Raw genomic sequence first — 24,741 nt, 5'->3', positions numbered from 1 at the left:
AGTGGCGCCGTGCCTATACGACGGACGCCGTAGGAGACCAGCCGGCGCCGGGGCAATCAGCCGGACAGCGCGCTGGCGTGATCCGACGCGTAGCGCTCGAGCGAGCGCGGCGGCCGGCCGGTCAGCACCTCGACGCCCTCGCTCACCGATGCAGTGGCCCCCTCCCGCACCGCCGAGAACAGTCCGGCCAGCATGCGCCCGTAGACCTCGGGCAGCCCGACACCCTGCAGCATCGCGACGAACGCATCGTCGCTGATAGGCGTGTAGCGGATGGGCCGCCCTGCCACGCGCGACAACAGCGCGGCCGCCTCGCGGTAGCCGAGCGCCTGCGGCCCTGTCAGCGTGAAGGCCTGGCCGTCGAAGCGGTCGGTGGTCAACGCGGCCGCAGCGCTGGCGGCGATGTCGCGCGCGTCGATGAAGCTCGACGCGCCCTCGCCTGCCGGCAGGGCGAGCTCGCCCTGCGTGACCGCCGGCCCCCAGAGCATGTGGAAGTTGTCCGAGAACCAGTTGGGCCCCAGGATCACCCAGGGCGTGCCCGAGGCTTCGAGCGCCCGCTCGACCTTGCGGTAGGGGTTGTGCTCGTCGGCGGCCACCCCCATGACCGACTGCATCACCACCTTGACGCCACGCGCCGCCGCGAAGGCGATGACCGGCAGCAGGCAGGCCTCGACCTCGAGGCTGTCGGAGGGCATCACCATGTAGATGCGGTTCACGCCCTCGAAGGCCGGCGCGAACGTGGACGGGTCGGTGTAGTCGAACCGCACCGGCTCGGCCCCTTCGAATGCTCGCGCGCCGCGCGAGGCTGCCTTGACGCTTTCGCCGCGTGCCACCAGTTCGGCCACCAGCGGAATGCCGACGGTGCCGGTGGCACCCAACACGAGAATTTTCTTCATGACAAACCTTTCAGGATTGAAGCAAGACTGAACGAGGGGGCAACGATACGAAGAACGCCTCACTCTTGTAAGTCTGCAGATCGTGAAAGCTTTGTTAAGCTGTACTTCATCATGGACGACCTGAAACGCTTTGCCCTGTTTGCCGAGGTCGTGCGCACCGGTTCGCTGAGCGCGGCGGCGCGGCACCTCGGCATCAGCACCTCGGCGGTGAGCCAGCAACTGCGCGCGCTCGAGCAGCGCCATGGCGTGACGCTGCTGCACCGCTCCTCGCGCAAGCTCACGCTGACCGAATCGGGCCGCAACCTGGCCGACCATTGCGAGGCCCTGGTCGCGTCGGCGGCACGGGCCCGTCAGCAACTGATGCTGGCGCGCGATGCGCCGGAGGGCGAGCTGCGCATGTCGGCGCCGGTCGGCTTTGCGCGCTGCGTCGCACCAGCGCTGGCGCCGCTGCTCACCGACCATGCAGCCCTCAAGCTGCACCTGGAGATTGACGACCAGATGATCGACCTGATCGACGCGCGCATCGACCTGGCAATCCGCGCCGGCCAGTTGGCCGACTCCAGCTGGAGCGCGCGCCGGCTGTGCAACATCGACTACCTGCTGTGCGCCGCACCCGCCTATCTGGTGCGTGCGGGCGCGCCGCGGTCGCCGCGCGATCTGCCTGCGCACGAGTGGCTCGCGCCGTCACGCGGCGGCCGGGCACTGCCATTGCAGATGACCGGCCCCGATGGCGTACGCGAAACGGTCGAGATCGCACCGCGCATCACGAGCAACAGCCAGATTTCGCTGCAGCAGATGTGCGTTTCGGGCCTCGGGCTGGCCTTTGCCGTGAGCACGGATGCGGAAGACGATCTGCGGGCCGGGCGTCTGGTGCGCGTGTTGCCCGACTGGCACGTGCCGCCGATGCCGCTGTGGGCCGTGACGCCGCAGCGCGATGCGCAACCGGCCAAGGTGCGCCACGTGATCGCGGCGCTGCAGAACTATCTGCTCACCTTGCCGGGTGCGACGGCTTGAGAATCGTGCTGTGACGTTGTGACGTTGTGACGTTGTGACGTTGTGACGTTGTGACGTTGTGACGCTCTAGCGCTCGGGCGCTCTGACGCATGGACGCATGGACGCATGGACGCATGGACGCGGGGATCCTCTGGCGCTGGGACGCTCTGGCGGGATCAGGTCGGCGGGGCACGCTGCTCCGCGAATGTCCCCCGGCCTGCGGCCTCCTCCTTTATTTCGCTGCGCAGCGCGCCCCACCGCCCCGATCCTGGAAGCGACGTGACCGTTTCGCGCTGAACACCACGAGCGTGCCCAGGCCGATGGTGGTGGGTGGCCCCTGCAGCGAAATAAAGGAGGAGGCCGCAGGCCGGGGGACATTCGCGGAAGGGGCCACCCGCCGCCAGCTGCCCGCCACCGCCCACCGCCTCAGAGCTTCAAGGCTTCAGGGCTTCTGAAACAGCCTCAACACACTGGAGAAGTCGAGCCCACCATGGCCCGCAAGGCTGTGCGCCGCATAGAGGTTGCGCGCCATGCCGCCCAGCGGCGTCGCCGCGCGCACGGCCGCGGCGTTCTCCTGCGCCAGTCCCAGATCCTTCAGCATCAGGTCGGTGCCAAAGCCGCCGGCGTAGTTCTTCGACGCGGGCGAGGTTTCCATCACGCCCGGCATCGGGTTGTACTTTTCGAGCGCCCAATTGCCGCCCGAACTGCGCCGCATGATCTCGGACAGCACCTTCGCATCGAGCCCGTTGGCCACGCCAAGCGCAAGCGCTTCGGAAGTGCCGATCATCAGGATGCCGAGGAGCATGTTGTTGCAGATCTTGGCCGTCTGGCCGGCACCTGCCGCGCCCGCGTGGAAGATGTTGGCGCCCATCTTTTCGAGCACCGGGCGGGCACGCGCCAGATCCGCCTCGCTGCCGCCGACCATGAAAGTCAGCGTGCCGGCGATGGCGCCGCCCGTGCCGCCCGAGACGGGCGCATCGATCGCGGCAATGCCGCGTTTGGCAGCCGCCTCCGCCACCTTGCGCGAAGTGGCGGCGGCAATGGTGCTGCTGTCGATCACCAGCGTGCCGGGCGCGATCTTTTCGAGCAGGCCATCGCTGCCGAGGTAGAGCCCTTCGACATGCGCGCTGGCCGGCAGCATGCTGATCACGACCTCGGCTTCCGCCACGGTGGCAGCGGCGGAAGCCGCAATCGGCAGGCCTTCGGCCGCGAACTTCCTGCAGGCCTCGGCCGAGAGGTCGAAGGCGCTGAGCGTATGGCCGGCCTTCAGCAGGTTCAGGGCCATCGGGCCGCCCATGTTGCCGAGGCCGATGAATGCGATCTTCATGATGTGTTGTCTCCTTTGCCTTTGATGTTGTTCAGACCAGCGATACGAGTTCGGGTGCCATCGCGCCGCGAACGCGCAGGTGGTCTTCGATGAAGGCCGGCGTGATCTCCTCGATCGTGGCCGGGCTCCACTTCGGGTTGCGATCCTTGTCGATCAGCACCGCGCGAATGCCTTCGGCGAAGTCCTTGTGGGCGCAGAAACCGAGCGAGGCCCAGTACTCCAGGCGAAACACTTCGGCCAGCGACATGCGGTGCACGCGCTGCCAGAGCTCGAAGCTCAAGGCGGCCGAGCTCGGCGCGCCCTTCACGAAAGTCTTGGCCGCTGTCTGCAGCCAGGCGTCGTCGCTTTGCAGCGTGCGCAGGCGCTTCGCGATGTCGAGCAGGTCGTCGCCCGCCATCAGCGCATTGATCGCATCGAAATGCTCGCGCACCTTCGATGCCGGTGCCTCGGCGCCCTCGCCCGCCTGCGCGAGGATGCGCGACAGCGCCGCGCGGTCGGCCTTGGCCTCGCCCGTCCACGTCGCGGCGCCGATCGCGTCGAGCACCTGCGCCTTGCGCTCCTGCGGCACCAGCACATCGGCCAGGCCGCAGAAGATCGCATCGGTCGCGTTGAAATTGGCGGCGGTGAGCGCGAGGAACAGGCCGACCCGGCCCGGCATGCGGCGCAGGAACCAACTGCCGCCGACGTCGGGGTACAGGCCGATGTTGATCTCGGGCATGGCGAGCCGGCTCTGCCCCGTCACGACGCGGTGCGAAGCGCCGGCCATCAAGCCGATTCCACCGCCCATCACGATGCCGTGGCCCCAGCAAAGGAACGGCTTCGGAAAGGTGTGGATCAGGTGGTCGAGTTCGTACTCTTCGCCGAAGAAGCGCTCGGCGTACTCGTTGCGGTCGGGGCCGCAATCGAGCAGCGTCCGGTAGAGCTGGCGCAGATCGCCCCCCGCGCAAAAAGCCTTGTCGCCGGCCGCGTGCAGCAGCACACCGACGATGCCCGCATCGGCAGCCCATTCGCGCAGCTTCGGCGTGAGCAGCCGCACCATCGCAACTGACAGCGAGTTGAGCGAAGCCGGCACATTGAGCGTCGCGACGCCGAAACGCTGGCCGCCGGCGGTAGAAATCTCGTCAAAAACAACAACAGATTCAGTCATGGACGTAATAGGTGGAATGCCGCGGAACCGGCTTCGTCGGGCCGCTGGCGTTGCCCCCGGTGAGGGGGTTGGCGAAGCGACACGAAGTGCGCGAAGACTGGGGGCGAGCAATGACTACCGGATATCGCTTTCGCCTTCCAGAAGTTTTCGCGCGACGATCACGCGCATGATTTCATTGGTGCCTTCGAGGATCTGGTGCACGCGCGTGTCGCGCACTAGCCGCTCCAGCGGGAATTCGCTCAGGTAGCCATAGCCGCCGTGCAGCTGCAGCGCGTCGTTGCAGACGGTGAAGCCGGTGTCGGTGGCGAAGCGCTTGGCCATGGCGCAATAGGTGCTCGCATCCGCATGGCCGGCGTCGAGCTTGCTCGCGGCCAGCCGCACCATCTGGCGCGCCGCCACGAGTTCGGTCGCCATATCGGCCAGCTTGAACTGCAGCGCCTGGTTGCTCGCCAACGGCTTGCCGAACTGCTGGCGCTCGTGCAGATACCGCCGCGCGGCATCGAGCGCGCCCTGTGCCGCGCCGACCGAGCAGGTCGCGATGTTGATGCGCCCGCCGTCGAGCCCCTTCATCGCGATGCGGAAGCCCTCGCCTTCGCTGCCGAGCAGGTAGTCGGCCGGGACGCGCACGTTGTCGAAGTTGACGGTGCGGGTGGGCTGGCTGTTCCAGCCCATCTTGTGTTCCTTCTTGCCGTAGCTCACGCCCGGCGCATCGGCCGGCACCGCAAGTGCCGAGATGCCGCCCGCACCGCCGCCGCCCGTGCGCGCCATGAGCACCAGCACATCGGTCGCGCCCGCACCCGAGATGAAGGCCTTGCCGCCGTTGATGACGTACTCGCCACCCTGCAGCTCGGCCCGTGTCTTGAGCGAGCCCGCGTCGGAGCCTGCGCCCGGTTCGGTAAGGCAATAGGAGGCGAGCTTGCGCCCGCTCGTCAGATCTGCGCCCCACTTCGCACGCACGGCTTCGCTACCCCAGGTGCCAAGCATCCAGGTCGCCATGTTGTGGATCGTGATGAAGGCGGTGGTCGACGGGTCGACCGCCGCCAGCTCTTCGAACACCAGCGTGGCGTCGAGCCGCGGCAGCGCGAGGCCGTCGATGCTTTCGGGCGCGTAGAGGCCGCAGAAGCCCAGTTCGCCGGCCTTGGCGATCGCCTCCTTCGGAAAGATCGCCTCGGCATCCCAGCGCGCCGCATGCGGAGCGAACTCCGCCTGCGCGAAATCGCGCGCCGTCTGCGCGAATGCGCGCTGCTCTTCAGAGAGTTCGAAGTCCAATTAATGCCTCACAGCAGGGATCATGCCGTTCATCTCCCCCCCGGGGAATACCGCGGAACCGGCTTTGCCGGGCCGCTGGTGTTGCCCCGGGCAGGGGTTGGCGTAGCGACACGAAGTGCGCGCAGCCTGGGGGCGAGCCTATTTCAAGCTGATGGTGGTGTTCACGCCGTGCGACACGGTGCTGTCATCGAACCAGCGAGCCGTGATGGTCTTGGTCTGCGTGTAGAACATGATCACCTGCTTGCCGTAGGGCCCAAGGTCGCCAAGCTTGGAAGCGCGCGAACCGGTGAACGAGAACATCGGCACCGGCACCGGGATCGGCACGTTGATGCCGACCTGGCCGACGTCGATGTCTTCCTGGAAGCGACGCGCCGCCGCACCTGACTGCGTGAAGATCGCGGTGCCGTTGCCGTTCGGGTTGGCGTTGATCATCTCGATCGCCTCGTCGATGGTTTCGGCATTCGACAGGCACAGCACCGGGCCGAAGATTTCCTGGTCGTAGATCGTCATGCCGGGCTTCACGTCGGCGAACACGGTCGGGCCGATGAAGTTGCCCTTTTCGTAGCCGGGCACGGTCGGCTTGCGGCCGTCGAGCGCGAGCGTCGCGCCATCGGCCACGCCGCGTTCGATCAGGTTGTTGACGCGGTCGAAGGCGGCGCACGAGACCAGCGGCCCCACGTCCACGCCCTTCTCGGTGCCGGCGCCGATCTTCAGCGTCTGCGCCTTGGCCACCAGCTCGGGTACCCACTTTTGCGCATCGCCCACCAGCACCGCGACCGACACCGCCATGCAGCGCTGGCCCGCGGCACCGAAGCTTGCGCCGGCCAATGCGTTGAGGGTCTGCTCCTTGTTGGCGTCGGGCATGACGATGGCGTGGTTCTTCGCGCCCATCATGCATTGCACGCGCTTGCCGGTCGGGATGGCGCGGTTGTAGACGTGCGTGCCGACCTTGGTCGAGCCGACGAAGCTGATCGCCTTGATGTCCTTGTGGTCGCAGATCGCATTGACCACGGCTTCGCCGCCGTGGACGACGTTGAGCACGCCGGGCGGAATGCCGGCTTCGAGCGCGAGTTCGCACAGGCGCATGGTGACCATCGGATCCTGCTCGGACGGCTTCAGCACGAAGGTGTTGCCGGTGACGATCGCCATCGGGAACATCCACAGCGGAATCATCGCGGGGAAGTTGAATGGCGTGATGCCGGCGCACACGCCGAGCGGCTGCAGCAGCGTGTAGGTGTCGACCCCGTTGGCCACGTTGTTGGCCAGCTCGCCGAGCTGCAGGTTGCCGATGGCCGAGGCATGCTCCACCACCTCGAGGCCGCGGAACACGTCGCCTTCGGCATCGGGCAGGGTCTTGCCCTGCTCGGCCGTGAGGATCGCGGCCAGTTCGGCCATGTTCTCGCGAATCAGTTGCTGGTACTTCAAGAAGATGCGCGCACGCGCGCCGATCGGCGTCTTGCGCCAGGTCTTGAAGGCTTCCTTGCCCGAGGCCACAGCCGCGTCGACTTCGGCCGGCGTCGCGAATGGCACCCTGGCCAGCACTTGCTGCGTGGCCGGGTTGATGACATCGCGCCATTCGGTGGTCTTGGATTCGACGAACTTGCCGCCGATCAGCAGCTTGACGGTGGCGACGGTTGTCGCGGGGGTGGTGGTGGCGTCCATGAATTTGTCTCCTGGGGTGGGTCGCGTATGTCGCGTATGTCGAAATGGCAGTGCAGCCGGGCATCCTAGCTTTGCAGATTTGCATTAGCAATAGACAAATACGCACCGCCGATCTGCATAATTGCAAACCATGGACTGGGACAACCTGCGCTTCTTTCTCGAGCTCGCGCGCTCCGGCACGCTGCAGAGCGCCGCGCGCCGGCTCGAGGTCGACCACACCACAGTCGCGCGGCGCATCCAGGCGCTCGAAAAGCAGGTCGGCACGCCGCTGTTCTCGCGCGAAGCCGACGGCCACCGGCTGACCGAGGCAGGCCGCCGCCTGCAGCCGCAGGTCGAGACGATGGAGGCGGCGTTCCTCACCGTCGAAAGCACCACGCCTGCGTCGGAGCAAGGCCTGTCGGGCCTGGTGCGCATCGGCGCGACCGAGGGCTTCGGCACCATCGTGCTGGCGCCGCGGCTCGCGCTGTTCGCGGGACAGCACCCCAAGCTCGTGATCGACCTGCTCGCGATGCCGCGGCTGGTGCACCTGTCGCGCCGCGAGGCGGACATCGTGATCTCGCTGGAGCGCCCGGCGCGCGGCCCGGTGGTGGTGACCAAGCTCACCGACTACACGCTGCGCCTCTATGCGTCCAAGCAATACCTTGCGCGGCACAGCGCCATCAAGACGCGCGAAGACCTGCGCGGCCACACCTTCATCAGCTACGTGGACGACCTGCTGTTCAGCAAGGAGCTGCAATACCTCGACGAGTTGTACCGGCCCGACGCCTTTGCGCTGCGCAGCACCAGCGTGCTGGCGCAGTACCAGGCGACGGCGGCAGGCGCCGGCATCGCGGTGCTGCCGGCGTTCATCGCCGACCGCGACAAGTCGTTGAAGCCGCTGCTGCCGACGCAAGCTAATTTCACGCGCACCTTCTGGATGTCGATGCCGGCCGAGACCAAGCACCTGGCCCGCATGCGGGCCGTGTGGGAGTTCCTACGGGAAACGGCGGAGGCGCAACGCGATGCGCTGATCCGGGATCAGGTGTAGGGGGTGGTCTGCCCGCTCAGGGCCAGACCGGCGCACTGCTGCCGGGTGGCATCGACGGCCGCGGCCAGCCGGCCGGCGTGCGCGCGAGCTGCGCACTGTGGCGCACGGCCAGCAAGCGCCCGAAGCCCGAGTCGGACGGCTTCCAGCCAGGGCTCCACTGGCGGGCGGGCCTGCGTCAACCCGTCGGCCACGCGGCCGAGCCCCCGCAGCCATTGGCCGGTTTGCGCCAGCGACACCTGCACATGCCAGCTGCCACCCTCGCGCTGCTGGCGGCAGAGCGCCGCTGCCGCGCCGAAGGCCATCAGGTAGCCGGTCGCTTCGTCGAGGATCTGCATCGGCATCGGCCGCGGCTTGGCCGCATCGCCGGCTGCCTCGCCTTCGGCATGGTTGAAACCCATCGCGGTCTGCACCAGCGAATCGAAGCCGCGGCGCACGGCCCAGGGCCCCTGCGTGCCGTAGGCGGTGAGCGAGGCGTACACGATGCCCGGCCGCGCTTGCGCGAGCGCTGCGGGCCCGAAGCCCAGCGCTGAAAGGCCGCCCGGCCGGTAGCCCTGGGTGAACACGTGCGCATCGTCGACCAGATGCCGCAGCGTCGCGCGCCCGGAGTCGGTCTTCAGGTCGATGTGCGCCGACAGCTTGCCGCGGCTGGTGTCGGCAATCGCCTCGATGTTCGGCAGCGTCGGTGAATTGACCAGCATCACGTCGGCACCATGGGCGGCAAGCGCCTTGCCGCCCACCGGGCCGGCCAGGATGCGCGTGAGATCGAGCACGCGCACGCCGGTCAGCGGACGCGCATCCTCGCGCAACGGCGGCAGCGCCAGCGGTGGTGCGTCGCCGATGCGGTCGATGGTGAACAAGGGCTGCGCGGCAATCGCCTGGCCCTGCGGCGTCGCATCCCATTGGTCGAAGCGGCGCAGCGCGGTGGCCACCAGCTTGCGTTGCGCCGCGGCTTCCTCGAAGTCGAGCGCACGCCAGTTCAGCAACACGGCTTCGGCGCCGCTGCGCTTCGCGGTGGCGGGGTCCAGCCCCAGCAGCCGCAACGCGCCCTCGCGGTGATGCGCAAAGTTGGCATGGATGCGCACATGGCCGTCGGCGCAGCGGTACAGGCCCGAGAACGCATCCCACGGATCGGGCACGCGGCCATCGAGGCTGAACCAGCCGGTGCATTCGACGGCGGCATGCAGCATGTCAACCGCCACCTGCTGGCGCGGCGTGCCGCGCACATGGCCCAGTTCGCAGGCCGCCAGCGCCGCGGCGGCGATGCTGCTTTGGGCGGCGGTGCCGACCGCGAAGGACGAAGGAAAAACGGGGTCGGCGCCGGCCAGTTGTGCAAAGGCCAGCGCCTCGGAGGGCATGCCAGCCCGTTGCCACAACCCGGCCAGCGCCTCCATCACTGGATCAGCTTCGCACCCGTCTTGGCCTGCAGCGCGTCGAAGCTCACGCCAGGGGCGAGCTCGATCACCTTGAGCCCGTCGGGCGTCACGTCCATCACGGCCAGATCGGTGATGATGCGGTCGACCACGCCCACGCCTGTCAGCGGCAGGGTGCAGGCCTCAAGGATCTTCAAGTCTTCGGTGCCGTCCTTCTTCTTCGCGACGTGCTCCATCAGGATGATCACGCGCTTGACGCCAGCCACGAGATCCATCGCGCCGCCCATGCCCTTGACCATCTTGCCGGGGATCATCCAGTTGGCGAGGTCGCCCTTGCTGCTGACCTGCATCGCGCCGAGGATGCTGAGGTTGATCTTGCCGCCGCGGATCATGGCAAAGCTGTCGTGGCTGCCGAAGATCGCGCTGCCGGGCAGCGTGGTCACGGTCTGCTTGCCGGCGTTGATCAGGTCGGCGTCGACCATGTCTTCGGTCGGAAACGGGCCGATGCCGAGCATGCCGTTCTCGCTCTGCAGCCAGACCTCCTTGTCGCCGGTGTGGTTGGCCACCAGCGTCGGGATGCCGATGCCGAGGTTGACGTAGAAGCCGTCTTCGAGCTCTTGCGCCGCGCGGGCGGCCATTTGGTCTTGCGTCCAGGGCATCTCAGGCTCCTTCTTTCTTGCCGGCGGGCACTTGGGGAACGGGCACTTCGTCGATGACCGCGGCCTGCGCGATCACGGCCTGCGCCTCGACCTTCGCTGCGGCTACATCCACGGGCGCGGCCGCGCTCACGGTGCGCTTCTCGATGCGTTTTTCGGGGGTGGCGTTCAGCACGATGCGGTGCACGTAAATGCCCGGCAGATGGATGTCGTCGGGCGCCAGCTCGCCGACTTCGACGATCTTCTCGACCTCGACGATGCAGACCTTGCCGGCCATTGCGGCAGCCGGGTTGAAGTTGCGCGCCGTCAGGCGAAAGCGCAGGTTGCCGGACTTGTCCGCCACATCGGCCTTGACCAGCGCCACGTCGGGCACCAGCGAGCGTTCCATCACATAGGTTTCGCCATCGAACTCGCGCAGTTCCTTGCCTTCGGCGACCAGCGTGCCGACGCCGGTCTTGGTGAAGAAGGCCGGAATGCCGGCGCCACCGGCGCGCAGCTTTTCGGCCAGCGTGCCCTGCGGCGTGAACTCGAGCTCGAGTTCGCCCGCGAGGTACTGGCGCTCGAACTCCTTGTTCTCGCCAACATAGCTCGCGACCATCTTCTTGATCTGGCGCGTTTCGAGCAGCTTGCCGAGGCCGAAGCCGTCGACGCCCGCATTGTTCGAAATGCAGGTGAGGTTCTTGACGCCCGAATCGTGCAGCGCGTCGATCAGCGCCTCGGGAATGCCGCACAGGCCGAAGCCGCCGACCGCAAGCGTCTGGCCGTCGGCCACGACACCCTTCAGTGCCGCGTCGGCGGAGGGATAAATCTTGTTCACCATGGCTTGTGATCCTCGCTCGGTGATGGTTGATGGAAAGAGACAGAGACGATACTACGTAGTCATATACGTAGTATTTCGTAATGGACACACCCGACATCGATTACCGCCTGGCCTTCGAGCATGCACCCGTCGGCATGGTGTTGTCGCGCAACCGGACGATGGTCGACTGCAATGCAAGGCTGTGCGAGATGTTCGGTGCGGCACGCGATGCATTGGTCGGCCAGTCGTTTCGCGTGCTGTACCCGAGCGTCGCGGAATTCGAACGCATCGGCAAGCGCATGGAGCCGATTCTGAACGCGAGCGGACGTTATGCGGACAACCGCATGATGAGGCGGCTCGGCGGCCTGCACGGTGCCTTCGCGGGCGAAACCTTCTGGTGCCACGTGACGGGCCATGCGCTGAACCGCGCCGCACCGCACGAGGCCGGCATCTGGACCTTCGAAGACCTGGGGTCGCGCCGCTCGGCCAAGGCCGAACTCACGCCACGCGAGCGCGAAGTTGCCGCGCAAGTGATGCAGGGCCTCACCTCCAAACAGATCGGCCGCGCGCTCGCGATCAGCCACCGCACCGTCGAACTGCACCGCGCGAAACTCATGCGCAAGTACAGTGCGAACACCACGGCCGAGCTCGTGCAGAAGCTGCTGACCGGTTGAGCGTCCCAAGGAGACATCGATGCCGAATTTCCCGGCCGCATTGCGTGGCACGGCCGCTGCATTCGCGGCGCTCACACTCATCGCCTGCTCGCTGCCCGGCGCCGCGCCGCCCCGCGTGGCGCGCGGCGCACCACCGCCCACCGACTGCAAGGCCTGGGTCGGCACGGATCGCGATGCCGAAATCCCGGGCTACCTGCTGCCGAAGAGCGGCGGCGGCACCGTGTGCGTGCCGTTCCTGCAAACCGCCAACCAGGCGCCCGCCGGCTACACCGGCAGCGACTTCCACGTCGACGAGTTCACCGACGCCAAGCTCAAGGCGCGCTGGGCCGCCTGCAAGGCCGACGCAGCCTGCTTCAAGCGCATCGATGCGCAGATGCAGCGCTGGCTGCCGCCCAACAAGGAACGCGCCACACGCTCGACCGGCGTGGTCGACCCGTCGGGCAAGATCGACCCGGAGGGCCCGGTCGACCTGAAACAGATCCGGCGGCCGGCCTTCTTTGCCAAGGCGCCTTACAACGAAGCCATCGCGCAGGCCGATGCGCGCACCTCGATCGTCGAGTTCACCGCCCCGCGCGATGCCTTCGAACGCATCGACCTGAACATGCGCGGCCTGATCAAGCTGCGCGGCTGGTACATCGAAGGCACGGGGGTGGACGACGGCAAGGGCGGCAAGGTGCGCGCACTGGTGCTGTTCGCGCCGGGCGGCGGCGGACAGCTCACGGCCCTCCAGCATCCGGACGAGAAGAGCTACCGCATCGATGCGGCCACCGCCAAGACGGTCGGCATCCGCTTCCCCAACGCGACCACCGAAACCATGGGCCAGCGCTGGTACCGCGAGAACCTGCAGGCGATGAACCAGGCCGGCTTCGATGTGCTGGCGTACGACCGGCGCGGCGAAGGTTTGTCGGGCGGCTTCAGCGACACCAACACGCTGGAGCAAGGCGAAGACGTGTTCCGCGTGCTCGAGCAGCTCGAAAGCGGCAACGGGCTGCGCCTGCTCACGCCCACCGGCCAGTTGCTCGAAGGCCCGGCCGCGGGCGGCCGGCTGCTGGCGGGCATGAAGGCGAACCAGATCCCGATCATCCTCGGCGGCTACTCGCGCGGCTCGATGTCCACTGCCTGGGCCATGACGAAGAACTTCTCGGCCTCGTGCAGCTACGACATGCCGACCGTCACCTGCACGCCCGCGAAAGGTCTGAAGAACATCAAGGGCGCGATCCTGTTGTCGTCGTTCGCGAGCGGGGCCGGCTACATCGGCGTGTCGCCCGACCTCCGCGATCGCAACCTGTTCCTCGGCGGCATGGCGGCCGACCACCACATCGTGTTCTATCCCAACTCCGCGACGCTCGCGGGCATGGACAACTGGCCGGCGGCGTTCTTCGGCAAGGGTCTGTGGGATCGCGCCGAAACGGTGGAAGGCACCATCGCCGCCTACGACCGCATCCGCGGCCCGAAGGAGATCGTGGTGGCGCGCGGGCCGCACTCGATCGAGACCTGGCCGGAGGCGGACTTGCGCCACCTGCGTGAGCGCATGGTGGTGTTCGCCCGAGCCGCGGTCACCGGCGCAGGCAGCGTGCCCGGCGCCGAACCCTGGGCCGATCTGAAGCAACTGATTGCGACCACGCCGGAGTCGTGGGAGCCCTCTTCCGAACCCCGGCCGACGGGCCGATGACCGTATGGCCAGCATGGGGTGATCACCTACAGAAATGCGTCCGGCGTCGGCCCAATATGGTTGCATGACACACACCAAACTCATCGTGCGCGAACCTGCACCGGGTTCGTTTTTTTGGGCCTTGATGGAGTCCGACGAACGCGGCGCCGTGCTCAAACGCGAGCTCGAATCCGCCGACATGGAATCCGATTCCTACGAGGCCGCGCTGGCTGCCGGCACGCGCGCGCTGCGGCGCATGAAAGAACGCGAAGCCACCCCGCATTGAGGCGCTTGTTCAACCGGCCTTGCGAAAGGTCAGGTTGACGCGGCAGTGTCCGGTCAGCGGATGCTCGCCATCCTTCAGCGGCAGGATGCCGTGATGGTTGAGCCGTGCCGGGCCGCCCCACACGACGACGTCGCCATGCGCCAGCGGCACGCGCATGGCTTTTTCGGCGCGCTCGAGGCCGCCGAACAAAAACACCGCGGGCAAGCCCAGCGACACCGACACGATCGGTTGCCGATAGTCGCGCTCATCACGATCCTGGTGCAGCGACAGGCGCGCGCCCGGGTCATAGCGGTTGACCAGGCAGGCGTCGGGCTCGAAACCCTGGAAGCCTGCACGCGCTGCGGCCGTTGCCGCAAGTTCGCGAAAAGACGCCGGCAGCGCCGGCCACGGCCGGCCGGTGTCGGGGTCGATCGGGTCATAGCGGTAGCCGCGTCGATCGGACAGCCAACCCAATGCGCCGCAGTTGGTCATGGCCACGGACATCCTGAAGCCGCCGGGCGTGACCAGGTGGCGCCATAGCGATACCGCGAGCACGGCTTCGAGGTCGACCAGCAGGGTCGGCGCTGCAGCAGTCGCGAAGCCACGGAGCAATACGGCACCCTGCTGCAGCGCGGTCTCCGCACCCTCCTCAGCTTCAAACAGATCACGCATCGCGCTCAAGCCGCATCGTGAAAAATGATGCCGGCCGTTTGCCGGTGCCCCGAGCGCACACGGCTCACGCCGTGCCGCAGGTTCACGCGGTAGGTGCCGCGCGTGCCCTGCACCGGACGGTGGTGCACGGCAACGACTGCGGCATCGCCCTGGCGCAGCGGCAGCACCATCGGGCGCGACTGCATGCGCGGACGTTGCTCGGTCATGACGAACTCGCCGCCTGTGAAGTCGCGGCCCGGCTCCGACAGCAGCACGACCATCTGCAGCGGAAACACATGCTCGCCGTACAAGTCCTGGTGCAGGCAGTTGTAGTCGCCTTCGCCGTACTTCAGCAGCAGCGGCGTCGGCCGCAGCTGCCCTGCCGAATGGCAGCGCGCGATGAACTCGGCATGCGTGGGCGGAAAGCGCACCTCGATGCCCATGGCCTGCTGCCAGCGGTTTGCTGTCGGCACCAGCTTCTCGTATATCGCATCACGCAACTCGGCAACCAGCGCTGGCAACGGATACGCCAGATATTTGTACTCGCCGCGGCCGAAGCCATGCCGCGCCATCACCACCCGGCTGCGGAACAGGGCCTCGTCGGCATAGAGCGCGGCCAGTGCGTCGCACTCGGCCGGCGCGAGCAGCCGCTCGACGATGGCGTGGCCCTCGGCGTCGAGCGCGTCGGCCACGTCGTCCCAATCGACGTCCGCCTTCATCGTCATGCCGTGGCCTCGCGCTGCAGCAGTTCGCGCTTGCGCTCCACGCCCCAGCGGTAGCCCGACAGCGCGCCGTCGTTGCGCACCACACGGTGGCACGGGATCGCCACCGCAATCGGGTTGGCGCCGCAGGCCTGCGCCACGGCGCGCTGCGCCGTTGGTGCGCCGATGCGCGCGGCGATGTCGGAATAGCTCACGGTCTCGCCGGGAGGCACCGCGCGCAGCGCCTGCCACACGCGCTGCTGAAACGCGGTGCCGCGCACGTCGAGCGGCAAGTCCAGCCCGCGCGCAGGCGCTTCGACGAATCCGACCACCTGCGCCACGAGCCGGTCGAACGCCGGGTCGTCGCCGGTGAACCGGGCCTGCGCAAAACGATCCTGCAACTCACGCGCGAGCGCGTCGGGGTCGTCGCCCAGCGCGATAGCACACACGCCGCGTTCGCTGCGCGCCACCAGGATCGCGCCAAGCGCGCACTGGCCGATGGCAAAGCGGATGTCGGTGTCGGCACCGCCCGCGCGGAACGCGGTGGGCGTCATGCCGAGCACGCCGTCGGACTCTTCGTAGAAGCGGCCGTTGGAGTTATAGCCCGCGTCGTAGATCGCATCGGTCACGGTGTCGGCGCTGCCGAGCGCAGCACGCACGCGCTGGGCACGGTGCGCCGCGCCATAGGCCCTGGGCGTGAGGCCCGTGACCTCCTTGAACACGCGGTGCAGGTGCCAGGTGCTCATGCCGGCGCGCTGTGCCAGTTCGTCGAGCGTTGGTGCCTGCTCCGCTGTTTCGATGAAACGGCAGAGTCCAGCGACCAGCGCGGCCTGCTGTTCGGCCAGCGGTGCCTGGTCAGGCTTGCAGCGCTTGCAGGGCCGGAACCCGGCGCGCTCCGCATCCGCAGCGCTCACGTGAAAGGTCACGTTCTCCGGCCGCGCCGGTCGTGCGCCGCAGGAGGGCCGGCAGTAGACGCCGGTGGTCTTCACGGAATAGAAAAACTGCCCGTCGAAACGTGCGTCGCGCGCCGCCACGGCGGCCCAGCGCGGGTCACTGACGGTGGCGGCTGCCAGCAGTTCTGTGTGGCTCATCATGTTCATCTTGCCCATCCTTTGGTCTTTGTGTGGATTGATGGGTTTGACTTTAGGGATCGACCGCCCGATCAGCACTCCGGCGCTTGCTTTTGAATTCGGCCGGGTCGCTTTATCCGAGAATGGAGGCTGAAAAAAAACGACCTCTCTCGCCCCATGAACTCATCTCCGCCCCAACCCACCCACCGCTCGCGCCGCGCGCTACTGATCGGAGGTAGCCTGGCAGCGGCTGCAGTGGTCGGCGGGGGCTCCTGGGTGGGCACCAGCCGCCCGGCGATCGCCCCGGAATCGTTCGCCGGGTTGTCGAACGCATTGCGCACGCTCGACGCGCTGCGCGGGCAACCTCGGCAGACCGCCTCGGGCTGGGACATGGCCCAGGTGCTGCACCATGCGGCGCAGAGCATCGAGTACTCGATGGACGGCTTCCCGGCGCCGAAACCCGTCTGGTTTCGCGCCACGGTGGGGCCGGCGGCGTTCGCGGTGTTCTCGGCGCGCGGCCGGATGAACCACGACCTGCATGAGCCGATTCCCGGCGCGCCTGCGATCGCCGCCGGCCAGGCCCTGCTGCCGGCGGTGGAGCACGCCATTGAAGCCCTGCAGCGTTTCGACCGGCACAGCGGGCCGCTGGCGCCGCACTTCGCCTACGGCGCGCTGTCAAAGGCAGATTTCGAACGCGCCCACCTGATGCACTTTGCCAACCATTGGCAGTTGGTGCGCGAGGCTTGACGCGTCAGGCGCTCACTTGCCCTTGATCGACACCAGCTCGACTTCGAAATTGAGCGTGGCGTTGGGCGGAATCACGCCGCCCGCGCCGCGTGCGCCGTATGCAATGGCCGGCGGGCAGGTCAGCTTGGCCTTGCCGCCAGGCTTCATCTTCTGCACGCCTTCAGTCCAGCAGGGGATCACGGCATTGAGCGGAAACTCGGTCGGCTCGCCGCGCTTGTAGGAGCTGTCGAACTCCTTGCCGGTGTCTGGGAAGGTGCCGCGGTAGTGCACCTTGACGACGTCGGTGGCGGCCGGCGACGCGCCCGTGCCCTCTTTGAGCGACTCGTAAACGAGGCCGCTGGCAGTGGTGACGGGCTTGCTCTGGGCCCAGGCGGCAGGCAACACGCAGATCGACAGTGCAACGGCGCAGAAAAAAAACTTCATGGCAAAACCTAGTTGGAGGGAAACGAGTTCGATTATGGCCAGTGAGGCCTTTGGGTAGCTTTCGACCAATGGCGCAGGCCCGTTGAATACCGACACCGGGCTACGTCGGTTCCATACGGTGGCATCGCTCTTGCTGGCGTGGCAAAGTCGCATAGCCCGTCATCTGCCAGAAAGCATTCCAATGTCGTCAGCACCTTCCAGATCCCCCGCCCTCAAAAAAGTGCTCGGCCCCGTCCAGCTCTGGGGCATTGCCGTCGGACTCGTGATCTCGGGCGAGTACTTCGGCTGGAGCTACGGCTGGAACACGGCCGGCACGCTCGGGTTTCTGGTCGCGACGGTGCTGGTGGCCACGATGTACACCACCTTCATCTTCAGCTTCACCGAGTTGTCGACCGCCATTCCGCACGCCGGCGGGCCCTTTGCCTACGCGCGGCGCGCCTTCGGGCCGACCGGGGGCTTCGTGGCCGGGTTTGCCACGCTGGTGGAGTTCGTGTTCGCGCCGCCGGCCATTGCGCTGGCCATCGGTGCCTATCTCAACGTGCAGTTTCCAGGCATCAATCCGAAGTGGTTCGCGCTCGGCGCCTACGTGATCTTTATCGCGCTCAACTGGATCGGCGTCGGCATCGCGGCGGCCTTCGAGTTGTTCGTGACCGTGCTTGCGATCTTCGAACTGCTGGTGTTCATGGGGGTGGTCACGCCGGGCTGGTCGTGGGCCAGCTTCACGGCCAACGGCTGGGCCGGCGGCGCGGTGCTCAATGGCGCGGCGATCTCGGGCATCTTCGCGTCGATTCCGTTCGCAATCTGGTTCTTCCTGGCCATCGAGGGCGCCGCCATGGCGGCCGAAGAGGCGCGCGACCCGCACCGCACCATCCCGATCGCCTACACCACGGGCATCGTCACGCTGGTGGTGCTGGCCTTCGGCGTGATGATCATGGCCGGCGGCGTCGGCGACTGGCGCAAGCTGGCCAACATCAACGACCCGCTGCCGCAAGCCATGAAGGCGGTGGTCGGCGACAACAGCGGCTGGCTGCACATGCTGGTGTGGATCGGGCTGTTCGGCCTGGTGGCCTCGTTCCACGGCATCATCATGGGTTACTCGCGCCAGATCTTCGCGCTGGCCCGCGCCGGCTACCTGCCCCGCTATTTCGCGGGCCTGAGCCCGCGCTTCGATACGCCGCACCGTGCCTTGCTGGCCGGCGGCGTAATCGGCGTGGTCGCGATCTTCAGCGACGAGTGGGTGCAGTTCGGCGGGCAAACGCTCACGGCCAACATCGTGACGATGGCGGTGCTCGGAGCGATCGTGATGTACCTGATTTCGATGGCAGCCCTGTTCAAGCTGCGCCGCACCGAGCCCGGCCTGGAGCGCACCTACCGCGCGCCCTTCTACCCGGTGTTCCCGGCCATTGCTCTCGTGCTTGGCGTGGTGTGTCTGGGCGCGATGGTCTGGTTCAACACCATGCTGACGCTGCTGTTTCTCGTGCTGATGGCATTGGCCTATGGCTACTTCCTGGCCACCGGCGCGCAACGCAAGGCGGCCGCTCCGGATGCGATGCTCTCGGCATGAACTCCACCGTTGGCTTGGCCGCTTCGTGTCTGCTGCGTGACTTGGGTCGATGGGGTCACTGGGGGCGCTGTGGGCGGGATCACGCCGACGGCGTACTCTGCTCCGCGAATGTCCCCCGGCCTGCGGCCTCCTCCTTTATTTCGCTGCGCAGAGCACACCATCGGCGTGATCCGTCAGAGCAGTTGTTGATCGACCAGCACGACAGCCGCGCCCATCGTGCACAGGGCATCGGGTACTCCCCGCAGCGAAATAAAGGAGGAGCCGAAGGCGGGGGACATTCGCGGAGGGGAGTACCCGATGCCCTGTGCACGCCCCCCGAGCGCCATCGCCCCGAGCGCCCGTGCCCCGAACGCAAGCCGCAACAGAACCTTTCGTGGAGCCGCTGAAATGCGCTACCGCACCACGATCGACGCCCAGGTTTTCTCGTTCGACGACCTCAAGCAGGTGATGGCGGTCGCCAGCCCGGCGCGTTCGGGCGACTACCTGGCCGGCGTCGGCGCTGCCACCGCGCAACAGCGCATGGCGGCGCGCCACGTGCTGGCGGAAACGCCGCTCAGGCAGTTCCTCACCGAAGCGCTGGTGCCCTATGAAGACGACAACATCACACGCCTCATCATCGACACCCACGATGCCGCGGCCTTCGCGCCGGTCGCCCACCTGACGGTCGGCGACTTCCGCAACTGGCTGCTGTCGGAGCAAGCCACCACCGGGGCGTTGACGGCGCTCGCACCGGGCCTCACGCCCGAGATGGTGGCGGCCGTGTCCAAGCTCATGCGCAACCAGGACCTGATCGCGGTGGCCCGCAAATGCAGCGTGGTCACGCGCTTTCGCAACACCATCGGGCTGCCGGGCCACCTCTCGGTGCGGCTGCAGCCCAACCACCCGACCGACGACTTGCGCGGCGTGGCCGCCTCCACGCTCGACGGCCTGATGATGGGCGCGGGCGACGCGGTGATCGGGCTCAACCCGGTCTCCGACAGCATGCCGGTGCTGGACTCGCTGCTGCACCTGCTCGACGAGGTGATCCAGCGCTTCGAGATCCCGACGCAGAGCTGCGTGCTGACGCACGTGACCAACACGCTCAAGCTGGCCGAAGCCGGCGCGCCGGTGGACCTGGTGTTCCAGTCGATCGCCGGCACCGAGAAGGCGAATCTCTCGTTCGGCGTGACGCCCGCGTTGCTCGACGAGGCCTATGCCGCTGCGCTCGCGCTGAAGCGCGGCACGGTCGGCGACAACGTCATGTACTTCGAGACCGGCCAGGGCAGCGCGCTGTCTGCGGATGCCAGCTTCGGCGTCGACCAGCAGACCTGCGAGGTGCGCGCCTATGCGCTCGCACGGCGCTACAAGCCGCTGCTCATCAACACGGTGGTCGGATTCATCGGGCCCGAGTACCTCTACGACGGCAAGCAGATCATCCGCGCCGGGCTGGAAGACCATTGTTGCGGCAAGCTGCTGGGCCTGCCGATCGGTTGCGACGTCTGCTACACCAACCATGCCGAGGCCGACCAGGACGACATGGACACGCTGCTGGTGCTGCTCGGAACGGCCGGCCTGACCTTCCTGATCGGCGTGCCGGGCGCCGACGACGTGATGCTCAACTACCAGAGCACCTCGTTCCACGACGCGCTGTTCCTGCGCGAAACGCTCGACCTGAAACGCGCCCCCGAATTCGAGGCCTGGCTGCAGCGCATGCAGATCACCGACGCCGGTGCGCACCTGTTGCCGCCGGGCGCGAACCGGCTGCTGAGCGGCATGGGCGGCCTGGCCGCGCTGGGGCGCTGATGGCCGACAAACCGCCGCCCTCCCCCGTCACGGCCAGCCCCTGGGGCGCCTGGCGCGCGGCGACGCCGGCGCGGTTGGCCCTTGGCCGCGCCGGTGCCGGCATGCCGACCGACGAAACGCTGCGCTTCGGGTGGGCGCATGCGATGGCGCGCGATGCCATCCATGCGGCGCTCGATGCCGACGCACTCGCCGATGCCCTGCGCGACCAGGGTTGGGAAACGACGCACGCGCACAGCCGCGCCGACGACCGCGTCACCTACCTGCGCCGCCCCGACCTGGGCCGCCAACTCGACGCCGAGGATGCGGCGCGGCTGCGCAACCACGAGCGGGGCGGCGCGGCGCGCGACATCGACGTTTGCATTGTCGTGGGCGATGGCCTGTCTTCGCTGGCCGTGGCGCGCCATGCCGCCCCCCTGCTCGCAGCGCTGCGCCCGCAGTTGCCGGCTGACACGCGCTTCGCGCCGGTGGTGGTCGCCACGCAAGCGCGCGTGGCGCTGGCCGACGAGATTGCCGAGTGCTTCGATGCCCGGCTCTCGGTGATGCTGATCGGCGAACGACCCGGCCTTAGCTCGCCCGACAGCCTGGGCATCTACCTCACCCACGCGCCGCGCCGCGGCCGCCACGACGCCGAGCGCAACTGCATCTCGAACGTGCGGCCGGAAGGCCTCTCGTATGGCGCAGCCGCCTTCAAGCTGGCCTGGCTCATGCGCGAAGCGCTGCGCCGCGGCCTGAGCGGAGTCGATCTCAAGGACGAGAGCGACCTGTCGGTGCTGGAGTCGCGCGAAACACGGCCGCTGCCGCCCTGATCACCGGCCGCAGCACGGGTGCACACGCCGCTGGGCGCCAAGACGGGCAAGGCGCTCAAGTAGCCGGTGCGCGTCGTGCGCCAGAATGGCCGTCTTTCCGGACGGAGACATGCCATGAGCGAGACGCGTTACCCGATGGCCGAACTGGCCGACCTGCCCGACGACATCCGCGCCACCATCCTCGCGGTGCAGGAGAAAGCCGGCTTCGTGCCGAACGTGTTCCTCGGGCTGGCGCGCCGCCCGGCCGAGTGGCGCGCCTTCTTCGCGTACCACGACGCACTGATGCTGAAGGAAGAAGGTTCGCTCACCAAGGGCGACCGCGAGATGATCGTCACCACCACCAGCGCGGCCAACCAGTGCCTCTATTGCGTGGTGGCGCACGGCGCGCTGCTGCGCATCTACGAGAAGAAGCCGCTGGTCGCCGACCAGGTGGCCGTGAACTACCGCAAGGCCGACATCACGCCGCGCCAGCGCGCCATGCTCGACTTTGCGATGAAGGTCGCAGGCCGCTCGCACGAGATCGACGAGGCCGACTTCCCGCCGCTGCACGCGCACGGCTTCGACGACGAGGACATCTGGGACATCGCGGCCATCACGTCGTTCTTCGGCCTCTCCAACCGCATGGCGAGCTTCAGCGGGATGCAGCCGAACAACGAGTTCTTCCTGATGGGACGGCTGCCGCGCGAGAAGAAGTAGGCGGCGACCTCCACAAGGAAATCAGGCCGCGCCGTCGTTGCGACAGGCCGCGAACATGTCCAGCGCAGGCTTGTAGCTCGGCGACTTCACATCCATCACGCCGAGCGCGGTGTGGTAGAGGTTGTCATGGGTGAATGGCTTGTCCAGCTCACCCTGCAGGCAGGGGTTCGACAGCTTTTCGCGCTGACGTATGCCGTCGCTGAACCAGGCCACCAGCGGAATGTGCTTTTGCACTTCCGGCGCAAAGCTGTACGGCACGCCATGCAAGAAAAGGCCGTACTCGCCGAGCGATTCGCCGTGGTCGCTCTGGTAGAGCATGGCGGTGTCGTAGTCCTTCGACTGGCTCTTCAGCCAGTCGATCGTGCGCGCCAGAAAACGGTCGGTGTAGCGAATCGAGTTGTCGTAGCCGTTCAGCAGTTCGGCATGGCCACATTCGGCCAGCGCATTGGTCTGGCACTCGGGCTTGAACTCTTTCACCTCGGGTGAAGAACGCTTGTAGTAGGCCGGGCCGTGGCTGCCCATCTGGTGCATCACCAGCACCACGCCCTTGGCGCGGCGCTCGGGCGAGAGTGCCGCCAGACGCGCATCGAGGCCGTTCAGCAGCGCATCGTCCAGGCATTCGTCGCCGTCGCAGAGCGCGGCCTTCACGGCAGGTGGCAGGCTGTCGACGGCCGCGGCGTGGGGCACGCGGTTGCACACGTCCTTGCAGCCCGACTGGTTCTCGATCCAGAACACGGCCAGCCCGGCAGCCTGCATCACGTCGAGCAGGTTTTCGTAGTCGTCTTTGCGCGCCTCGAACGCCACCTTGCCGATCGGCGAGAACATGCAGGGCACCGAGGCCAGCGTGTTGGTGCCGCAAGAATGCACGTTGCGGTAGCTCAGCACCTCGCGTCTGGACAGCTCCGGATTGGTGTCGCGCGCATAGCCGTTCAAGGCGAAGTGATCGGCTCTCGCCGTTTCGCCCACCACGATCACGAACAGCGGCGGCCTGGCCTGGCCCGCATAGCTCGCGCCCAGCGCCGCGCCACCAGTCATGGGAATGAGCTTGCGGCTGTGTTTGAGCAGCGGCCGCAACGCCACCGCGCCGGCCGAATAGACGGTGGCCAGCGGGTTCAACATGTAGCGCAGGTGCACGTTGTTGCGCATCAGCGGCGCCAGTTCACGGTTCATGGCCATGCCGCCACCGGCCGCCACGGCCACCGCCGCGGCGAACAGCGCGAGGTTGCGCCAGGCGTGTGTCCACAAACCCGCACGCACGATGCGCACGCGCCAGAGCCACCAGGCCGGCAGCAACGCCACCAGCAGCACGTTCAGAAGCATGCGCCCGCTCAGCAGGTCGCGCACCTCGTTAGGATCGGTCTGCGTGGCATTCGCCAGCATGCTGGGATCCATCACGATGCGGTAGGCCAGCATGTAGTGCTGCACCACGGCCGCCAGCAGCACCACCGCGAACCAGAGCGGCTTGAACCAGCGCGACCAGGCCGTCAACGACAGCAAGCCCACCGTGCCAGCCACCAGCAACAGCGCCATGGCACCGACCGAGCGCATGTAGACGCTTGGCGCACCGCCGATGCGTGCCAGTTCGAGCCACAGCGGCCAGTTGGCCGCAACTGCCAGATAGACGCTCAGCCAGAGGATGACGTTGCGTGTGGTGCGCGGCTGCGACATCCATTCATCGATGCGCGACAGCCAGCTCGGCACGGCAGGGCCGCGTATCGGGAGGGCATGATCGGCCGTGGTGCCGATGGCAGAGGGCGCAGGATGGGCAAGTGAGCGAGGCATCCGGCGAAGTTAGGCGCCGGGACTGAAACCTCCCTGAACACGCTCCTCAGGAACGGTTCAGATTGAGGTTCAGCCGTGCCGGCGCCCGCATCGCGCGCCGGCGCCGCGCCATCGCGTCGATCGCGAAACCCACGCTCCAGCAAACCCAGGCCGTCCAGAACGTGTGACTCATGTAGTGGGCACCGCGCAGTTGCTGGCCGAGGCCGAGCGCCAGACCGGCCAGCATGGCCACGGCCAGCCAGCGCCACGCGATGGCGGGCGCGTGGCGGCGGAACACGAACCAGCCCCCGACGTAAGCAAACGCCGCGGAAGCATGGCCGGCCGGAAAGCACTTGCCCGGCCCGCCGTCCCCCACGCCCCACTGCCAATGCGACACGTAGCGCGCCACGCCGCCGAAGGCCTGCAGGTCCCAGGGGCAACTGGTGTGGCTGTAGGTCTTGATCATCGAGACGGCCAGCACCGAGGCCAGCACCGTCGCGGCCAGCTGCACGCGCTCACCCCGATTGAGGCGGTGCAGTACCCCCATCGGCCAGCGGATCGCGGCGAACAAGCCGATGACGAGCACCCAGCTGGCGAAGCGCGGCACTTCGTGCATCCACAGAATCAGGGGACGGCTGCTGCGCCAGGGAAAGCCGAACGGCATGCCGAACAGCCGCGCCGCCGCCAAGTCGAGCCCGGAAGCGTCCCAGGCCAGCAGCATAAGCAGCGCGATGAAGGTGACGGCCAGCGGGCCGCGCAGGGAAGATCGGATCATGCGGGTCGCAAGCCTAGCGGCGCGGACTGAAC

At 67.5% G+C, this 24,741-nt stretch carries 23 protein-coding genes and 1 pseudogene; 10 read left to right on the top strand and 14 right to left on the bottom strand.

Annotated elements, in window-relative coordinates; translation table 11 throughout:
* Positions 1 to 56 precede the first annotated feature (56 nt).
* Positions 57 to 893, bottom strand: coding sequence for an SDR family oxidoreductase (locus ACSFA8_RS21980; protein ID WP_435481603.1), 837 nt, complete (start codon positions 891 to 893; stop codon positions 57 to 59).
* Between the two features lie 111 nt (positions 894 to 1,004).
* Between ACSFA8_RS21980 and ACSFA8_RS21975 the strand changes: the two genes are divergently transcribed.
* On the top strand, positions 1,005 to 1,907 hold the full coding sequence (locus tag ACSFA8_RS21975) for a LysR family transcriptional regulator (RefSeq protein WP_435481602.1): 903 nt from the start codon (positions 1,005 to 1,007) through the stop codon (positions 1,905 to 1,907).
* Between the two features lie 421 nt (positions 1,908 to 2,328).
* Here ACSFA8_RS21975 and mmsB read toward each other — a convergent pair whose 3' ends face one another.
* The 4 genes from mmsB to ACSFA8_RS21955 form a co-directional block, all read right to left on the bottom strand.
* A complete protein-coding gene (gene mmsB, locus ACSFA8_RS21970) occupies positions 2,329 to 3,213 on the bottom strand; it encodes a 3-hydroxyisobutyrate dehydrogenase (protein WP_435481601.1) in 885 nt (294 codons plus the stop codon).
* A 31-nt stretch (positions 3,214 to 3,244) separates the two neighbouring features.
* Positions 3,245 to 4,360 carry an enoyl-CoA hydratase/isomerase family protein gene (locus tag ACSFA8_RS21965; protein WP_435481600.1) on the bottom strand — a complete coding sequence of 372 codons (1,116 nt, stop codon included), beginning with the start codon at positions 4,358 to 4,360 and terminating at the stop codon, positions 3,245 to 3,247.
* 114 nt (positions 4,361 to 4,474) lie between these two features.
* Positions 4,475 to 5,629 (bottom strand): acyl-CoA dehydrogenase family protein, encoded by a 1,155-nt coding sequence (locus ACSFA8_RS21960; protein WP_435481599.1) that lies wholly within the window; start codon positions 5,627 to 5,629, stop codon positions 4,475 to 4,477.
* 138 nt (positions 5,630 to 5,767) lie between these two features.
* Entirely contained in the window at positions 5,768 to 7,291 is a 1,524-nt protein-coding gene (locus tag ACSFA8_RS21955; RefSeq protein ID WP_435481598.1) for a CoA-acylating methylmalonate-semialdehyde dehydrogenase, read from the bottom strand.
* A gap of 130 nt (positions 7,292 to 7,421) precedes the next feature.
* Here ACSFA8_RS21955 and ACSFA8_RS21950 point away from each other — a divergent pair, with 130 nt between their 5' ends.
* Positions 7,422 to 8,318, top strand: a complete 897-nt coding sequence (locus tag ACSFA8_RS21950) for a LysR family transcriptional regulator (RefSeq protein WP_435481597.1) — start codon at positions 7,422 to 7,424, stop codon at positions 8,316 to 8,318.
* A 16-nt stretch (positions 8,319 to 8,334) separates the two neighbouring features.
* On the opposite strand, the pseudogene ACSFA8_RS21945 reads toward ACSFA8_RS21950, so the two are convergent.
* From ACSFA8_RS21945 to ACSFA8_RS21935, 3 genes and pseudogenes are all read right to left on the bottom strand, one after another.
* A pseudogene (locus ACSFA8_RS21945) lies at positions 8,335 to 9,709 on the bottom strand (CoA transferase).
* Positions 9,709 to 10,347 carry a 3-oxoacid CoA-transferase subunit B gene (locus ACSFA8_RS21940; RefSeq protein WP_435481596.1) on the bottom strand — a complete coding sequence of 213 codons (639 nt, stop codon included), beginning with the start codon at positions 10,345 to 10,347 and terminating at the stop codon, positions 9,709 to 9,711. Before ACSFA8_RS21940 ends, ACSFA8_RS21945 begins: the two are co-directional and overlap by 1 nt.
* 1 nt (position 10,348) lies before the next feature.
* On the bottom strand, positions 10,349 to 11,161 hold the full coding sequence (locus tag ACSFA8_RS21935; protein ID WP_435481679.1) for a CoA transferase subunit A: 813 nt from the start codon (positions 11,159 to 11,161) through the stop codon (positions 10,349 to 10,351).
* Between the two features lie 83 nt (positions 11,162 to 11,244).
* On the opposite strand from ACSFA8_RS21935, the gene ACSFA8_RS21930 reads away from it, so the two are divergent.
* The 3 genes from ACSFA8_RS21930 to ACSFA8_RS21920 all read left to right on the top strand — a co-directional run bounded on the left by ACSFA8_RS21930 (position 11,245) and on the right by ACSFA8_RS21920 (position 13,754).
* The gene (locus ACSFA8_RS21930; protein WP_435481595.1) at positions 11,245 to 11,817 is read left to right on the top strand and encodes a LuxR C-terminal-related transcriptional regulator; all 573 of its coding nucleotides are present in this window, start codon (positions 11,245 to 11,247) and stop codon (positions 11,815 to 11,817) included.
* 19 nt (positions 11,818 to 11,836) lie between these two features.
* Positions 11,837 to 13,489, top strand: a complete 1,653-nt coding sequence (locus ACSFA8_RS21925) for an alpha/beta fold hydrolase (protein ID WP_435481594.1) — start codon at positions 11,837 to 11,839, stop codon at positions 13,487 to 13,489.
* 64 nt (positions 13,490 to 13,553) lie between these two features.
* Positions 13,554 to 13,754, top strand: coding sequence for a hypothetical protein (locus tag ACSFA8_RS21920; RefSeq protein ID WP_286545073.1), 201 nt, complete (start codon positions 13,554 to 13,556; stop codon positions 13,752 to 13,754).
* 9 nt (positions 13,755 to 13,763) lie between these two features.
* On the opposite strand, the gene alkB is transcribed toward ACSFA8_RS21920, so the two are convergent.
* The 3 genes from alkB to ada are packed head-to-tail and all read right to left on the bottom strand — an operon-like array spanning position 13,764 to position 16,185.
* On the bottom strand, positions 13,764 to 14,405 hold the full coding sequence (alkB, locus tag ACSFA8_RS21915; RefSeq protein WP_435481593.1) for a DNA oxidative demethylase AlkB: 642 nt from the start codon (positions 14,403 to 14,405) through the stop codon (positions 13,764 to 13,766).
* 5 nt (positions 14,406 to 14,410) lie between these two features.
* Entirely contained in the window at positions 14,411 to 15,109 is a 699-nt protein-coding gene (locus ACSFA8_RS21910) for a 2OG-Fe(II) oxygenase (RefSeq protein ID WP_435481592.1), read from the bottom strand.
* Complete coding sequence (ada, locus tag ACSFA8_RS21905) at positions 15,106 to 16,185, bottom strand: bifunctional DNA-binding transcriptional regulator/O6-methylguanine-DNA methyltransferase Ada (RefSeq protein ID WP_435481591.1); 1,080 nt, start codon at positions 16,183 to 16,185, stop codon at positions 15,106 to 15,108. Before ada ends, ACSFA8_RS21910 begins: the two co-directional genes overlap by 4 nt.
* 147 nt (positions 16,186 to 16,332) lie before the next feature.
* Here ada and ACSFA8_RS21900 point away from each other — a divergent pair, with 147 nt between their 5' ends.
* The gene (locus ACSFA8_RS21900) at positions 16,333 to 16,902 is read left to right on the top strand and encodes a DUF1569 domain-containing protein (protein WP_435481590.1); all 570 of its coding nucleotides are present in this window, start codon (positions 16,333 to 16,335) and stop codon (positions 16,900 to 16,902) included.
* A 12-nt stretch (positions 16,903 to 16,914) separates the two neighbouring features.
* Here ACSFA8_RS21900 and ACSFA8_RS21895 read toward each other — a convergent pair whose 3' ends face one another.
* The gene (locus tag ACSFA8_RS21895) at positions 16,915 to 17,325 is read right to left on the bottom strand and encodes an FKBP-type peptidyl-prolyl cis-trans isomerase (protein ID WP_435481589.1); all 411 of its coding nucleotides are present in this window, start codon (positions 17,323 to 17,325) and stop codon (positions 16,915 to 16,917) included.
* Positions 17,326 to 17,506: 181 nt separating this feature from the next.
* Between ACSFA8_RS21895 and eat the strand changes: the two genes are divergently transcribed.
* The 4 genes from eat (at position 17,507) to ACSFA8_RS21875 (ending at position 22,173) form a co-directional block, all read left to right on the top strand.
* A complete protein-coding gene (eat, locus tag ACSFA8_RS21890; protein WP_435481588.1) occupies positions 17,507 to 18,889 on the top strand; it encodes an ethanolamine permease in 1,383 nt (460 codons plus the stop codon).
* A gap of 387 nt (positions 18,890 to 19,276) precedes the next feature.
* The gene (locus tag ACSFA8_RS21885) at positions 19,277 to 20,671 is read left to right on the top strand and encodes an ethanolamine ammonia-lyase subunit EutB (protein WP_435481587.1); all 1,395 of its coding nucleotides are present in this window, start codon (positions 19,277 to 19,279) and stop codon (positions 20,669 to 20,671) included.
* Entirely contained in the window at positions 20,671 to 21,477 is an 807-nt protein-coding gene (eutC, locus tag ACSFA8_RS21880) for an ethanolamine ammonia-lyase subunit EutC (protein WP_435481586.1), read from the top strand. The genes ACSFA8_RS21885 and eutC overlap by 1 nt, the downstream gene beginning before the upstream one ends.
* A 114-nt stretch (positions 21,478 to 21,591) precedes the next feature.
* Positions 21,592 to 22,173 (top strand): peroxidase-related enzyme, encoded by a 582-nt coding sequence (locus tag ACSFA8_RS21875; RefSeq protein ID WP_435481585.1) that lies wholly within the window; start codon positions 21,592 to 21,594, stop codon positions 22,171 to 22,173.
* 21 nt (positions 22,174 to 22,194) lie between these two features.
* Here ACSFA8_RS21875 and ACSFA8_RS21870 read toward each other — a convergent pair whose 3' ends face one another.
* A complete protein-coding gene (locus ACSFA8_RS21870; RefSeq protein WP_435481584.1) occupies positions 22,195 to 23,955 on the bottom strand; it encodes a phosphoethanolamine transferase in 1,761 nt (586 codons plus the stop codon).
* A gap of 46 nt (positions 23,956 to 24,001) precedes the next feature.
* On the bottom strand, positions 24,002 to 24,709 hold the full coding sequence (locus ACSFA8_RS21865; RefSeq protein WP_435481583.1) for a phosphatase PAP2 family protein: 708 nt from the start codon (positions 24,707 to 24,709) through the stop codon (positions 24,002 to 24,004).
* Positions 24,710 to 24,741: the final 32 nt, after the last annotated feature.

This window comes from Variovorax nitratireducens, from assembly GCF_051216545.1.
In the GTDB taxonomy this organism is placed as follows: domain Bacteria; phylum Pseudomonadota; class Gammaproteobacteria; order Burkholderiales; family Burkholderiaceae_C; genus Variovorax.
The sequence above is the reverse complement of the archived record's forward strand: the minus strand, read 5'-3'. Positions and strand labels throughout refer to the sequence as shown.

Bases quoted from the DNA above. Each gene is read 5' to 3' on its own strand.
- ACSFA8_RS21925 (WP_435481594.1), top strand. From the start codon at position 11,837: ATGCCGAATTTCCCGGCCGCATTGCGTGGCACGGCCGCTGCATTCGCG.
- ACSFA8_RS21940 (WP_435481596.1), bottom strand. From the start codon at position 10,347: ATGCCCTGGACGCAAGACCAAATGGCCGCCCGCGCGGCGCAAGAGCTC.
- ada (WP_435481591.1), bottom strand. From the start codon at position 16,185: ATGAACATGATGAGCCACACAGAACTGCTGGCAGCCGCCACCGTCAGT.
- eutC (WP_435481586.1), top strand. From the start codon at position 20,671: ATGGCCGACAAACCGCCGCCCTCCCCCGTCACGGCCAGCCCCTGGGGC.
- ACSFA8_RS21900 (WP_435481590.1), top strand. From the start codon at position 16,333: ATGAACTCATCTCCGCCCCAACCCACCCACCGCTCGCGCCGCGCGCTA.
- ACSFA8_RS21865 (WP_435481583.1), bottom strand. From the start codon at position 24,709: ATGATCCGATCTTCCCTGCGCGGCCCGCTGGCCGTCACCTTCATCGCG.
- ACSFA8_RS21930 (WP_435481595.1), top strand. From the start codon at position 11,245: ATGGACACACCCGACATCGATTACCGCCTGGCCTTCGAGCATGCACCC.
- ACSFA8_RS21955 (WP_435481598.1), bottom strand. From the start codon at position 7,291: ATGGACGCCACCACCACCCCCGCGACAACCGTCGCCACCGTCAAGCTG.
- alkB (WP_435481593.1), bottom strand. From the start codon at position 14,405: ATGCGTGATCTGTTTGAAGCTGAGGAGGGTGCGGAGACCGCGCTGCAG.
- ACSFA8_RS21975 (WP_435481602.1), top strand. From the start codon at position 1,005: ATGGACGACCTGAAACGCTTTGCCCTGTTTGCCGAGGTCGTGCGCACC.
- ACSFA8_RS21910 (WP_435481592.1), bottom strand. From the start codon at position 15,109: ATGACGATGAAGGCGGACGTCGATTGGGACGACGTGGCCGACGCGCTC.
- ACSFA8_RS21950 (WP_435481597.1), top strand. From the start codon at position 7,422: ATGGACTGGGACAACCTGCGCTTCTTTCTCGAGCTCGCGCGCTCCGGC.
- ACSFA8_RS21870 (WP_435481584.1), bottom strand. From the start codon at position 23,955: ATGCCTCGCTCACTTGCCCATCCTGCGCCCTCTGCCATCGGCACCACG.
- eat (WP_435481588.1), top strand. From the start codon at position 17,507: ATGTCGTCAGCACCTTCCAGATCCCCCGCCCTCAAAAAAGTGCTCGGC.
- ACSFA8_RS21895 (WP_435481589.1), bottom strand. From the start codon at position 17,325: ATGAAGTTTTTTTTCTGCGCCGTTGCACTGTCGATCTGCGTGTTGCCT.
- ACSFA8_RS21875 (WP_435481585.1), top strand. From the start codon at position 21,592: ATGAGCGAGACGCGTTACCCGATGGCCGAACTGGCCGACCTGCCCGAC.
- ACSFA8_RS21885 (WP_435481587.1), top strand. From the start codon at position 19,277: ATGCGCTACCGCACCACGATCGACGCCCAGGTTTTCTCGTTCGACGAC.
- mmsB (WP_435481601.1), bottom strand. From the start codon at position 3,213: ATGAAGATCGCATTCATCGGCCTCGGCAACATGGGCGGCCCGATGGCC.
- ACSFA8_RS21920 (WP_286545073.1), top strand. From the start codon at position 13,554: ATGACACACACCAAACTCATCGTGCGCGAACCTGCACCGGGTTCGTTT.
- ACSFA8_RS21965 (WP_435481600.1), bottom strand. From the start codon at position 4,360: ATGACTGAATCTGTTGTTGTTTTTGACGAGATTTCTACCGCCGGCGGC.
- ACSFA8_RS21980 (WP_435481603.1), bottom strand. From the start codon at position 893: ATGAAGAAAATTCTCGTGTTGGGTGCCACCGGCACCGTCGGCATTCCG.